Origin of the sequence: Pseudaeromonas aegiceratis (assembly GCF_046254905.1) — a bacterium.
Taxonomy (GTDB): Bacteria; Pseudomonadota; Gammaproteobacteria; order Enterobacterales; family Aeromonadaceae; genus Pseudaeromonas; species Pseudaeromonas aegiceratis.
In genome coordinates this window covers 674576-686842 of record NZ_CP158016.1, presented here as the reverse complement: position 1 = coordinate 686842, position 12267 = coordinate 674576, and the positions used below count along the sequence as shown (strand labels likewise).

Below are 12267 nucleotides of genomic sequence, written 5' to 3'. Positions count from 1 at the left end.
ACACCATGCTAAGTTATCGCCACGCCTTTCATGCCGGCAACCATGCCGACGTTCTCAAACACGCCGTGCAGAGCCTGCTGCTGGAGGCGCTCAAGGCCAAGGACAAGCCGTTTTGCTATATCGACACCCACGCGGGTGGCGGCTGTTATGACTTGAGCGGCGAGTGGTCCCAGAAAAGGGCCGAGTTCGAAGACGGTATCGCCCGCCTGTGGCCCCAGCCGACGGACTGGCCGGAGCTGAGCGCCTACCTGGGGTCCATCGCCGCCCTCAATGATGAGCAGGGATTGCGCTTTTATCCCGGCTCCCCCGAGGTCGCCCGTCACCTGCTGCGGGAGCAGGACAAGCTGATGTTGATGGAGCTGCACAACAACGAGGTGGAGATCTTGCGGCGCCACCTGGGCAGCGACCCCAGGGTGGCCATTCACCACAGGGATGGCTTTGAGGGGCTGCAGGCCATGCTGCCCCCCACGCCACGTCGTGGCCTGGTGCTGATCGACCCGCCTTACGAGCTCAAGACCGACTACGACAAGGCGGTGAAAGGACTGGAAAAGGCGTTACGCCGCTGGCCCACCGGCATCTACGCCCTCTGGTATCCCATCCTGGGCAAAGAAGCCGATCGCAGCCGTGAGATGCTGGCACGCCTGGCGGCCCTGCCCCTGCCCTCCCTGCTGAAGGTGGAGCTGGAGGTCGCCGAACAGCCGGCCGACTGGGGCATGAACGGCTCGGGTCTGGCCATCATCAACGCCCCCTGGCAGCTGGACAGTCAGCTCGCCACCCTGTTACCCCGGCTCTGCGATCGCTTGCGACAGGCAGATGGCGCCAAGTGGCACATTGAATGGCTCATTCGAGGATTGTGAAAATACTCTAACGAAACCCTTCTCATCCATAAAGGAAATAACTCTCCGCTCACAGATCTGGCCCGCCCACGTATACAAGCACATGGCATCTGGTGATAATTCGCCCGCGGCTGCGGCTTTCTTCGTCGCTGGTCCGACAAGGGATTCACCTCATCACAGGGAATAAGGATTCGAACGATCCGCTGGCCGGATCGTAGTGACACAAGAGGGCGTATGGCGGGTTGTCGCTCCCCATCCTGTACAGGTTTTACATTGATCGAACTGCTCATCGCCGTGGCCGTCCTCGCCATAGTGGCGACGATCGGCGTGCCGTCCTTCCAACACTTCATGGAAAACCAGCGGATCATGGAACGTCGGGATGCCCTGCTCAGCGGCTTGTCCCTGGCCAGGGAGACGGCCCTCAACCAGCTGCAACCCGTGGTGCTCTGCCCCTCCAGCGATGGCAGCAGTTGCGGCACCGACTGGACTACCGGGTGGCTGGCCTTCGTCGACAGCGATCGCGACAGCACCCTGGATAGCGGCGAGACGATCCTGGCGGTGCAACAGAATGATACCCGCATCAGTGTGAGCCTGAGCGGCGCCAGCAGCCTGGTGACCTTCCTGCCGAACGGCTTCGTCAACAGCAGCACCTTTAACTTTTGCTCCAGCAGCATCAGCAGCAGCAATCGGCAGATAGAGATCAGCAGCGTAGGCAACCTGACGTTAGGAGACGGCAGTGCAATCACCTGTAGTTAATCACCAACAAGGGTCGACCCTAATCGAGGTACTGATTGCCTTGGTCATAGTGGCCATCGGGCTGCTGGGCTTCGCCAGCCTGCAGATGAACAGCATGCAACGCCAGGAACAGGCCAAGTCCTACCAGGCGGCGGTGCAGTCACTGCAGGAGCTGTCCGAAACCATCAGCCAGGAGACGGATCTGGCGGTGGCTGGCGATTTTGACTTTGCCGGCCTGGCGGGAGCCACCCCCACCACCGTCTCCTGCAGCGACTGCAGCGACAGCCAACGGGCACAGAACCTGCTCAGTGACTGGTATCAGCGCATGAGTGCCCGTCTGCCCTCGCCCCGTTTTGCGGTAGCCAGTCAAGACCTGGATGATGGCCGTCAGGTGACCATCACCCTCACCTGGGATGCCACCCTCACCGGCAGCGGCGCCAGCACCTGTGACGAGGTGGACAGTCACCAATGCCACCACCTGACCTTCTGGGTAAGCAGCTGATGTTAACGACGTCTCCCATCACATCATCGAAAGGATTCGGGCTGGTAGAGCTGATGGTCGGCATCGCCATCGGCCTGTTTATCATCGCCGGTCTCTACAGCATGCTCAGCAGCAGCCAGCAGACCTATGCCCTCTCCCAGGCCAACGGCCAACTGACCGAGTCAGGCCGCCGGGTCAACCTGCTGTTGCAAAACACCCTGGCCCAGGCGGGCTTTATCAACTATCAACGCCTGCGCCTCGAAAGAACGCTGCCGGTCGAAGCCGTTGCCTCCCCAGCCATCAGCTGGAGTGCCGAGCAGGCGGTCTACGGCGAGAACGACCTCAGCGGCAGCAGTACCGCCCTGGCCAATACGGATGTGCTGCTGTTGCGCTTCTATGGTTCCAGCACCAAGGATAATGATGATAGCGGCAGTGACACCACCGCCGATGGCTTCCTGTTCGACTGCAGCGGCAACGCCATCAGCAACCAGACGCTGGTCACCATCAGCCTGTATGTCAACCCGGATGAGGAGCTGGTCTGCGCGGACGATCAGGGGCACACCCAGGTATTGGCCAGCGGCGTCGAGTCCCTGCAGTTTCGCTTTCTCCCCGACACCACAGGTGCCAGCTTTGTGGCCGCCAGCAGCATCAGCGACTGGACCGGCGTGATCGCGGTGGAATATGCCTTCCTCGCCAGTACCGCGTCCGGCCAGGGCATCCAGAGTGTCAGTCAGAGCTATCAATTGCTGGACAAGTCCGTCACCGCCGGTGGCGACCGCCTGTTGCGACAGGTGTTCAGCGGCAACATCACACTCCATAACCAGGGAAGCTGACCATGAACCGTCCCCCACGGGGCATCGCCTTGGTGGCTGCCCTTATCATCACCCTGCTGATCGGCATCATCGCCATGGCCATTGGCAAAACCGCCATCCGCAGTCAACAGACCGCCAACAGTCAGTATGACCAGGCCCGCAGCGAGGCCATCGCCAAGTCCGCCATGCTGCGGGCCGAAGCCCTGTTTCGCAGCACAGTGGCAGATAATATCGATGCCATCTACGCCGATGACACCGACAGCATCAGCACGGATCTGGATACGGATGCCAGCTGGTGGCGTGACAGCAGCAACTGGGCCAGCAACACCACCAGCTTCAGCGCCCTCAGCGAGGGCGCGCCGCAATTTCGCATCGAAGAGCGGGAGTTTGTCCCCACGTCGGCCGATGTGGAAGAGCAGCAGGGCCGGCAGTACTTCCGGGTCACCAGTCGGGGGGAAGGCCCAGGCGGCGCCCACACCCTGCTGCAGTCCTATTTTGTGGTCTCCACCACACGCCAGACGACCGAGTAGGTCGCAATAAACAGATTCAAAAATGAAGGAAATATAGCCATGGAACATAAAGGCTTCACCCTGATCGAGTTGATGATCGCCGTGGTGATAGTGGCCATTCTGGGATCCATCGCCGTGCCCAGTTACTTCAGTTATGTACGGGACTCCCGACGGGATCTGGCCAAGCAGAGCTTGCTGGCGGCGGCCCAGAAGATGGAGAGCTACTACGCCCTGAACATGACCTACGTGGGCAGCGCCACCGGCACCTCCCCCGACATCTTTACCGACAAGGTGCCCGCCGATGGCACCGAGCGCTACTACACCCTGCAGATCAGCGACCTGACCCAGAGCGGTTACACCCTGAGCGCCGTGCCCCAAGGCACCCAGACCAGCGACAGCTGCGGCACCCTGGCCCTCACCCGCGCCGGTGCCAAGACCCCCACCACCACCGGCTGCTGGTAGTCAGCATGGAGACGATCACCATGAAAAACACCATACTGCTTTGGCTGTTGGCCCTCGCCCCCTTGGGCCCCGTGCTGGCCGATGATCTGGATCTGCCCACCAGTCCCATCTTTGTCGAAGGGCAGGTGGCCCCCCTGGTGATGCTGGTGATGGGCCGGGATCACACCCTCTATTACGAGGCCTATAACGATGCCACCGATCTGGACGGCAATGGGGCCATCGATGAAGACGAGACCCGCTACGCCCCCACTGTCCGGGACTACTACGGCTACTTCGACTCCTATAAGTGCTACAGCTATGACAGCAGCGGCGTCTTCGTGCCCACCGGCACCACGGATGACAAGACCTGTAACGGCAACGGCGGTACGGGTCGCTGGAGCGGGGACTTTCTTAACTATCTGACCACCAGCCGCATCGATGCCCTGCGCAAGGTGCTCTATGGCGGCTATCGGGGAAGCGACAACCAGGAGCACCCCACCCTGGTTCGCTCCCTAATTCCCCAAGATGCCCATACCTGGGGCAAGACCTGGGATCCGGCGGTGATGAACACCAGCACCGCCGGCAATCTGCTGGTCTCCAGCTACGCCCCCCTGTCCGACAGCAAGGTCTATTTCTTTGCCAACACCTCGCTCAGTTACTCTGGCTCGCCCCTGCTGCGCGTCTTGGAAACGGTGCAAAACCCCAGCCCGGCCCTCTATATCTGGAATTGGGTAAGTAAAGAAAATCCTGTTTCTGGCGACTATATGGACAACTATGTAGGTACCATTAATAGCGCAAGAACCGACTATGTGGTGCGGGTACAGGTCTGCACCGATGGCATGCTGGAGAGTAACTGTAAAAAGTACACCGACAGCAACAGCGACAACAGCTACAAACCCGTGGGCCTGCTGCAAAACTATGGCGAGGGAGATGACCCCAAGATGGAATTTGGCCTCATCACCGGCAGCTTTAGTAAGAACCTGTCTGGTGGGGTGCTCAGAGCCAAAGTTGGCAAGCTTGATGATGAAATAAAAAGCAACGGCCAATTTCAGACTCGAGGCAGCACAGGGGCAGGTGTTATAGACACACTGAATAAGTTACGGATTACTGGATTCAATTTCAGCAGCCTGAATTATAACAGCAACTGTGGTTGGATTACTGATGGTCCACTGACTCAGGGGAAATGTGTTGACTGGGGCAATCCCATTGGTGAAATGCTATTTGAAAGCCTGCGTTATTTTGCTGGAGCAAGTAGCCCCACCAGCGATTTTTCAGTCAGTAGTGAAAGTTTTGGATCTGGAAGTACGGCCTTCACATTGAAGCAAGATAGCTGGGATGATCCTTACGATAGTCATGACTACTGCGCCAAACCCATCAATCTGGTGATCAGCGATACCGGCGTTTCCTATGACTCGGATCAGATCCCCGGCTCCGCGTTTAACAGCTACAGCGACAGCACCCTCAGCAGTCTGGATGTCAGCGACTGGACAGCAACCATCTCCGAGAAGGAAGGGCTCAACAATGGTCTCTTCTATATCGGCGAAGTGCTGGGGCAGACCGAGGGCAAGAACGCCCCCACCGCCAAGACCATCCCCAGCTTGGATCAGATCCGCGGTCTCTCCCCGGAGGAGCCCACCAAGATGGGCAGCTTCTATAGCGCGGGCTTGGCCTACTACGGCCATGAGACGGATCTCAGGTCCGATATAAATGGTGACCAGAAGACCAATACCATAGTGGTGGCGCTGGCCTCCAAGCTGCCCCAGATCAAGATCAAGGCCGGCGACAATACCATCACCCTGATCCCCTACGCGAAATCTGTCGGTGGGGGCATCAGTAACGCAGAGGGTGACTTTCAGCCCACCGACGGCATTGTCGATTTTTACGTAGAGAGCTTAAGTGATACTGAAGGCACCTTTAGGGTTAATTATGAAGACGTTGAGCAAGGTGCAGATCATGATATGGACTTTATTGTAAAATATCACTACGTGGTAAATGCAGACACTACCGTTACGGTTACCGTTACTGCTGAATATGCGTCTGGAACCTATATTCAGCATGCTGGCTATGTTATTTCAGGAACACAAGGAGGAGATGGTCTCTACCTAGATATTGACGATAGCAGTGTTGATACAATTTCATCTACAAAGAACATGTACTATTTAGATACACCAGACCCAAGCAGTAATATTGCTCGCAAAAATTTATCCTCTAGTAATAGCTACAAGAGTGCATATTTACCGGCCTCTCGAACCCGCACCTTTACCGCCAGCAGTTCCAGCACGGCGGCCAGCCTATTGCCCTCGCCACTTTGGTACGCCGCCAAGTGGGGTGGCTTTAACGATGAGGATAGTGATGGCCTGCCCGGGGAGGGGGAATGGGATGCCAACAGCAGCGGCACACCGGATAACTATTTCCTGGTGACCAATGCCTCCGACCTGGAAAGCCAGCTGGAAGAGGCCTTCAACAAGGCGTCGGAAGATACCCGCTCCGCCAGTGCGGTCAGCTACAGCGGTTACCAGCTCAGCAATGACTCCCAGGCCTTCCTGGCCAGCTTCGAGGCCAAGAACTGGTCTGGTGATCTGGAGTCCTATGCGATCACCGATGGCACCCTGGCCACCAGCCCCAGTTGGAGTGCCGCCAAGCAACTGGACGCGCGCAGCAGTGTCAGCAACCGCGTGATCATCACCTGGGATGGCACGGATGACGGACGAGCCCTGTTCACGGCCCCCACCAGCCTGGATGGCGCAACCAATGGCCTGTCTAGCGATATGATTGACGACCTGCTGACCGGGATAACGGGCAGCACCGCCAACAAGCTGAGCTATGTGCAGGCGCTGGTAGATTACCTGCGAGGGGATCAAACCGATGAAGCCGGCGACGTGCAGGTGCCCATCATCAAGACCTATTTTCGGCCGCGCAGCAGCCGGTTGGGCGACATCATCCACAGCACCCCAGTCTATGGCACCTCCACCGATGATGTACCCTTTGTCATAGTAGGAGCCAACGATGGCATGGTGCATGTGTTCAATGCCGATGACGGCGAAGAGATCCTGGCCTTTATCCCCCGCGGCGTTTACGACAAGCTCAATCAACTGGCCGATGTGGATTACGACAGCACTCACCAGTTTTATGTGGATGGCGAGATCAAGGTCTCATCAATAACCGATGACGAGGGCGACAAGCGGGTGATCGCCGTGGGCACCTTCGGCCTGGGCGCCAAGGGCGCCTGGGCCCTGGATCTGAGCAACCTCAGCAGCGTCAGCAACAGCATCAGCGCCGCCGACAAGATCCTCTGGGAGGTGGACAGCCTGGGGTATGTCCCCTATCCACCAGCCATCGCCAAGGTCCAGGATGGTGACGACAAGCGTTGGGTGGCCGCCTTTGGCAACGGCTATAACGATGGCACCGACGATGGCTACAGCAGCCTGAAGGTCTACGATCTGTTGACCGGCACCCTGCTCAAGACCCTGACCACCACCCAAGGTCGAGACGAGGATCCTGACGGAGACTCCCGCCCCAACGGCATGGCCGAGCCGGTGTTTGCCGATGCCGATCTGGACGGGGTGGCGGATCGCCTCTATGCCGGCGATCTGTTCGGCTACCTGTGGAAGGTGGACGTCGATCAGGACAACATCGACGACTGGGACTTTGCCATCAAGAGTGGCTCCACTCCCCTCCCGCTGTTTATCACCCAATATGCCACCGGCAGCTCGCCGGCCTATGAGCGTCAACCCATCACCACCCGTCCGGCGGTCGCCTTCCACTCCACCAGCGGTCTGATGGTGCTGGTGGGTACAGGCAAGTATCTTGAAGCCAGCGACACCGATGTCTCGGATCAGGTGACCCAGAGCCTGTATGGACTGTGGGATAACAGCGCCTCAGAGACCATCTCCCGCACCAACCTGGTCAAACAGGAAATTACCGCCCAGAGCACCACCCGCACCCTCAGCAGCAACAGCATCGACTGGAGCACCAAGAAGGGTTGGTATCTGGATTTGATCAATCCCAATACCGACAGCAACGAAGGGGAGCGGATCGTCAACAACATCACGGTGCGCAGTACCAAAGCCTACCTGACGACACTGATACCGGATGAAGATCCCTGTGCCGGTGGTGGTACCGGCTGGTATATGGAGATCAACCTGTTGACCGGCGATAACCAGGGCTTGGTGGATAACTCCGCCCTGCTGGAGCGCATTCCCAGCAAGGCGGTCACCAAACTGGTGACCACCGCAAGTGGTGACGTCTCTGTCTCCAACAGCGTGCGGTTGGACGGCCAGGATGAGCTGTTCGAAAGCAATCCGACGGTGGAGCGCACCGGCGCCGTCTCCTGGCTGAAGGTGTACTGAGCCATCCCAAATGGCACACCGCAACGGCCGCCAACTGGCGGCCGTTTTCTTCTCTTAAAAAGCAAATTTATTCATCCAGAACACTTTGCGACAATCTGCTCTGTCAGCGGTCCAGAGACGTGGATCATTCGAGCTAAAACCCAATAATGGCAAGATTGTTAGACTTTAAAACCGATTTACCACATATCCATTGGTTGTAAATGCTTATGACCACGCCAATGAAGACTCGCTTGATTCCGCTCGCTGTTTTTTATTGATTGCATAGCCAGTCAAAAGCCCCATAATGCGCCCGTTCGATATTTCGTCACTTCATCCCTGAGCTCAAACGGCCGGGTGAAGGTTAACTTGGTGACAGGGCCATGGCCCTTTTGTGAGGTGTTTGCATAAGATGAACAGCCAATTCGTTGCGGGTATGGATTATCGTGGCCTGGTGGCCAAACATGGCTCTCCGTTGCTGGTGCTGGACCAGGCGGCGGTGCGTCATCAGTACCGTGCCCTGGCCGCCGCCCTGCCGGGCGTCCGTCTGCATTACGCGCTGAAACCTCTGCCCCATATGGGCGTAGTGGAAACCCTCAAACAAGAGGGTGCCGCCTTCGATCTGGCCACCAATGGTGAAGTGGATCTGATACGCGAGGCCGGCATCGCCCCCAACGAATGTATCCATACCCACCCGATCAAGCGCGATGGTGATATCCGCCACGCCCTGGAGTATGGCTGCCAGGTGTTCGTCTTTGACAACCCGGTAGAGCTGGACAAGTTTGTCGCCTACCGTGATCAGGCTCGCTTGTTGCTGCGGGTCAGCTTCCCCAACCCCGAAACCAAGGTGGATCTGTCCAAGAAATTTGGCTGCACCCCGGAGGCCGTGTTGCCGCTGCTGCGGGACGCCAAGGCCAAGGGGATCCAGGTCATCGGCCTCTCCTTCCACGTGGGCTCCCAGGTCCCCAATGCCAAGCGGCATGTGGAAGCCATCGAAGCCTGCAACGCACTGCTGCGTCAGGCCGCTGCCGAAGAGCTGGGCCTGGAGGTGCTGGATATCGGCGGTGGCTTCCCGGTGGCCTACCAGGGCGAGGCTCTGGACATCGAGGCCTTCTGTGCGCCTATCCGCGCGGCCCTGGCCGACACCCCGGAAGGCATCCGCCTGCTGGCCGAACCGGGTCGCTTCATCAGCGCCCCGGCCATGACCTCCATCGCCAGCGTCATGGGCAAGGCCGAACGTTTCGGTCGTACCTGGTACTACCTGGACGACGGCCTGTACGGCAGCTACAGCGGCCAACTGTTTGACCACGTGACCTACCCCAAGATGGCTCCCTACGCCCAGGGCGAGCTGCATCCCAGCGTGCTAGCCGGTCCCACTTGTGACAGCATCGACGTCATCGCCGAAGACATACTGCTGCCGGAGCTGGAGGTCGGTGACCTGGTGGTGGGCGGCATGATGGGTGCCTACACCTGGGCGTCCGCCACCGAATTCAACTTCTTCCGCAAGGCCAGCATACTGGTGGTGGACAGCGAACCGGCCTCACTGCAGGCGGTGGCCTGAAAGGGTCAGCCCTAGCGGTCTGGAATCCTGACACAAAAAAGCCCTGCAAAAGCAGGGCTTTTTTATAAGGAACATATCCGGCTCAATTGGCATCGAACCGTGACCAGTTCTCCACCGGCTTGGCATACATGGCCCGCACCAGGGGTTGCAGCTGCTCGGGCATGGCCGCCAGACGAGACTCAAAGCGCTGGCGCTCCTCATCGCTCACCGGCGCCTTGGCGCCCTGGGCCGCCACCAGATTGGCCGGGAACAGGCGGTACTGGCGATGGATGGCATCGTCAATCTGGGCCGCCAGGGATTCCGGGCTATCAAACCCGCCCACCAGCGGCTTGCCAAAGCTCACATGCACCCGCCCCTTATACCCCACGATGCCCGCCACTATGCTGGCGATATCCTCAAACTCACCCTTCTCGTAGGCCCCAGTCTGGGCCTTCTCGAACAGCTCGCGGGCCTTGGCCAGATCGCCGGGATCGTACTCGTAGCTGATGCTGACCGGCACTATGTTGAGGCTGGCCATGTAGTCGGCAAACTCGCGCTTCTGCTGCTTGCCCGCCATGTAGAACATCTTGAGGATGGCGGGATCCGTGCAGTCGTCCCCGTCCTTGGCGCGGCCTTCCTTCTGGGCGATCCAGATGGAGTGGCCATCGGCCAGGGAGTGGGCGATATAGGCCGACAGCTCATTGAACGCCTTCATCATCTCCCGCGGCCCCTTGGCCGAGCGCTTGACGATGAAGCTCTTGTTCAGCCGCATCAGTTCGGTGGCACAGGGCTTGCGCAACAGATTATCGCCGATGGCAATGCGAACCGTCTCCAGACCGCACTTGAACAGGCCCCAGTTGACGAACGCCGGATCCAGGGCGATGTCCCTGTGGTTGGAGACAAACAGGTAGCCGGTGCCGGACTGCAATTGTTCCAGCCCCGAGAAGGTCACGCCGTCCGTGGTACCGGCAATCATCTTCGCCATGAAGCGGGCGACCTCTTCCTGCACGTCCCGCACCGTGCGCACCTTGGCCCAGCGGCGATGCAGGGCATGGCGGATCAGCGGGCGGATCAACCAGCCAAACAGCGGCGTGAGCCGGGGAAAACGAAACCGGGCAATGGCACTGAGCAGTTCAGGATCATCGATCAGGCGGTCGATGGCCGCCGGGACTTCATCGTCATGGTAGGGGCGGATGTCGGCAAACGGCTCCACCTCTGGGGTCATATTGGTCATGGTGTGATCTGGGTTCTAATAACAGCCGGAGAAAAACGCGGCAATTCTACACGGAACCGCCGCCAAACTCGAACTTCTACCACCAGAGCATCAAAACACAAGCGGCGGTGAGCCCCGCCATGGCGAAATTGAAGCGCTGCCAGGCCCGCGGCGACCCCAACCAGCGGCCGACACTGGCGCCAAACAGCAGCCAGACACCCCCGGTTAAGATCCCCATGGCAAAGAAGACCCCCTGCACCCCGAGGGCACTGGCCCAGTATCCCTGGCCGGCCAGGGTGAAGCTGCCGATGGCGGACAGCGCCATCAGCCAGCCCTTGGGATTCAGCAGCTGTAATAAGGCCGCCTGATACCAGTTCGGCAGCCGGCTGGCCGACGCACCGTCAGGCGGTGCCGCCCAGGCTAGCTTCCAGGCCAACCACAACAGATAGAGGCTGCCCCCCCCCTTGAGCAGCAGATGCATCAGCGGCCACTGACTGAACAAGACCCCCAGGCCCATGGCCGCGGCGAGGATCAGCAGGTTGAGCCCCCCCACCACGGCAAACAGCATGGGCAGGCTGCGCCGCACCCCCAGATTGGCTCCCGCACTGGTGAGCAACATATTATTGGGCCCAGGTGTCCCACAGGTGACCAGCGCAAACCCCAGCAAGGGCAACCACCAGCTCGGCTCCATCGTTACCTCGATTCAATGGCCAGAAATCAGCGCCATATCATCAGGACACAGGCCGCGGTGAGCAAGCCCATCACACCATTAAATCGTCTCCAGCTCAGCGGCGTCTTGAGCAGCTGGCCCACCTGAACCCCAAATTGCGCCCATGTCAGGCAGGAACCCAAGCAGATAAGGCAGAACAGCGCGATCAACCAGGTCACCGACCCCCAGTAAGCCTCACCGGCCAGGGTGAAGCTGGAGATGGCCGACAGGCTCATCATCCAGGCCTTGGGATTGACGAACTGAAACAGCACCGCCTGATGAAAGGCCATGGGCTTGCCCCGCGCCTCCTGCGCCAGGCTGGGCGCCCCGGCACGGGCGATGAGCCAGCCCAACCACAACAGATAGGCACTGCCGATCCAGCGCAATGCCGACTGCACCATGGGTTGCGCGGCAAACAGCTCGCCCAGTCCCAGCGAAACCGCCAGCAGCATGAGCCCCGTCCCGGCGCTGATCCCCACCACATGCAGCAGGGTACGTCGCAGGCCAAAACGGGCCCCGGCACTGGTGAGCATCAAGTTGTTCGGGCCAGGGGTGATGGTACAGACCAGCGCGAAGGCTGCCACCGGGCCCCACCATTGCATTTCCATACGCTAACTCCCAAGAAAGGGCATCCGGATGCGAAGATTGTATCGATACAAATACAGT

Annotated in this window: 11 protein-coding genes; 8 read left to right on the top strand and 3 right to left on the bottom strand. The window is 59.3% G+C overall.

What is annotated here, in order from left to right; all coding sequences use genetic code 11:
- Nucleotides 1-5 precede the first annotated feature (5 nt).
- The 8 genes from ABHF91_RS03425 to ABHF91_RS03390 all read left to right on the top strand — a co-directional run bounded on the left by ABHF91_RS03425 (nt 6) and on the right by ABHF91_RS03390 (nt 9700).
- Complete coding sequence (locus tag ABHF91_RS03425; RefSeq protein ID WP_409422077.1) at nt 6-857, top strand: 23S rRNA (adenine(2030)-N(6))-methyltransferase RlmJ; 852 nt, start codon at nt 6-8, stop codon at nt 855-857.
- 213 nt (nt 858-1070) lie between these two features.
- A complete protein-coding gene (locus ABHF91_RS03420; RefSeq protein WP_409422076.1) occupies nt 1071-1592 on the top strand; it encodes a GspH/FimT family pseudopilin in 522 nt (173 codons plus the stop codon).
- Nucleotides 1573-2073 (top strand): type IV pilus modification protein PilV, encoded by a 501-nt coding sequence (gene pilV, locus ABHF91_RS03415; RefSeq protein WP_409422075.1) that lies wholly within the window; start codon nt 1573-1575, stop codon nt 2071-2073. The genes ABHF91_RS03420 and pilV overlap by 20 nt, the downstream gene beginning before the upstream one ends.
- The gene (locus tag ABHF91_RS03410) at nt 2073-2885 is read left to right on the top strand and encodes a PilW family protein (RefSeq protein ID WP_409422074.1); all 813 of its coding nucleotides are present in this window, start codon (nt 2073-2075) and stop codon (nt 2883-2885) included. Before pilV ends, ABHF91_RS03410 begins: the two co-directional genes overlap by 1 nt.
- 2 nt (nt 2886-2887) lie before the next feature.
- Nucleotides 2888-3394: a hypothetical protein gene (locus tag ABHF91_RS03405; RefSeq protein ID WP_409422073.1), complete on the top strand. Its 507-nt coding sequence runs from the start codon at nt 2888-2890 to the stop codon at nt 3392-3394.
- Nucleotides 3395-3433: 39 nt separating this feature from the next.
- The gene (locus ABHF91_RS03400; protein ID WP_409422072.1) at nt 3434-3835 is read left to right on the top strand and encodes a type IV pilin protein; all 402 of its coding nucleotides are present in this window, start codon (nt 3434-3436) and stop codon (nt 3833-3835) included.
- A gap of 20 nt (nt 3836-3855) precedes the next feature.
- Nucleotides 3856-8163 carry a pilus assembly protein gene (locus tag ABHF91_RS03395; protein WP_409422071.1) on the top strand — a complete coding sequence of 1436 codons (4308 nt, stop codon included), beginning with the start codon at nt 3856-3858 and terminating at the stop codon, nt 8161-8163.
- A 388-nt stretch (nt 8164-8551) separates the two neighbouring features.
- Nucleotides 8552-9700, top strand: a complete 1149-nt coding sequence (locus ABHF91_RS03390; protein WP_409422070.1) for a type III PLP-dependent enzyme — start codon at nt 8552-8554, stop codon at nt 9698-9700.
- Between the two features lie 82 nt (nt 9701-9782).
- On the opposite strand, the gene ABHF91_RS03385 is transcribed toward ABHF91_RS03390, so the two are convergent.
- The 3 genes from ABHF91_RS03385 to ABHF91_RS03375 all read right to left on the bottom strand — a co-directional run bounded on the left by ABHF91_RS03385 (nt 9783) and on the right by ABHF91_RS03375 (nt 12209).
- Nucleotides 9783-10913: a 1-acyl-sn-glycerol-3-phosphate acyltransferase gene (locus tag ABHF91_RS03385; RefSeq protein WP_409422069.1), complete on the bottom strand. Its 1131-nt coding sequence runs from the start codon at nt 10911-10913 to the stop codon at nt 9783-9785.
- A 76-nt stretch (nt 10914-10989) separates the two neighbouring features.
- Entirely contained in the window at nt 10990-11583 is a 594-nt protein-coding gene (locus ABHF91_RS03380) for a LysE family translocator (protein WP_409422068.1), read from the bottom strand.
- 26 nt (nt 11584-11609) lie between these two features.
- Nucleotides 11610-12209 carry a LysE family translocator gene (locus tag ABHF91_RS03375; protein WP_409422067.1) on the bottom strand — a complete coding sequence of 200 codons (600 nt, stop codon included), beginning with the start codon at nt 12207-12209 and terminating at the stop codon, nt 11610-11612.
- Nucleotides 12210-12267: the final 58 nt, after the last annotated feature.

What these genes read in the sequence shown, in the direction of transcription:
- ABHF91_RS03400 (WP_409422072.1), top strand. Translation starts at nt 3,434, where the DNA reads ATGGAACATAAAGGCTTCACCCTGATCGAGTTGATGATCGCCGTGGTG.
- ABHF91_RS03385 (WP_409422069.1), bottom strand. Translation starts at nt 10,913, where the DNA reads ATGACCAATATGACCCCAGAGGTGGAGCCGTTTGCCGACATCCGCCCC.
- ABHF91_RS03405 (WP_409422073.1), top strand. Translation starts at nt 2,888, where the DNA reads ATGAACCGTCCCCCACGGGGCATCGCCTTGGTGGCTGCCCTTATCATC.
- ABHF91_RS03420 (WP_409422076.1), top strand. Translation starts at nt 1,071, where the DNA reads ATGGCGGGTTGTCGCTCCCCATCCTGTACAGGTTTTACATTGATCGAA.
- ABHF91_RS03410 (WP_409422074.1), top strand. Translation starts at nt 2,073, where the DNA reads ATGTTAACGACGTCTCCCATCACATCATCGAAAGGATTCGGGCTGGTA.
- ABHF91_RS03425 (WP_409422077.1), top strand. Translation starts at nt 6, where the DNA reads ATGCTAAGTTATCGCCACGCCTTTCATGCCGGCAACCATGCCGACGTT.
- ABHF91_RS03390 (WP_409422070.1), top strand. Translation starts at nt 8,552, where the DNA reads ATGAACAGCCAATTCGTTGCGGGTATGGATTATCGTGGCCTGGTGGCC.
- ABHF91_RS03380 (WP_409422068.1), bottom strand. Translation starts at nt 11,583, where the DNA reads ATGGAGCCGAGCTGGTGGTTGCCCTTGCTGGGGTTTGCGCTGGTCACC.
- ABHF91_RS03375 (WP_409422067.1), bottom strand. Translation starts at nt 12,209, where the DNA reads ATGGAAATGCAATGGTGGGGCCCGGTGGCAGCCTTCGCGCTGGTCTGT.
- ABHF91_RS03395 (WP_409422071.1), top strand. Translation starts at nt 3,856, where the DNA reads ATGAAAAACACCATACTGCTTTGGCTGTTGGCCCTCGCCCCCTTGGGC.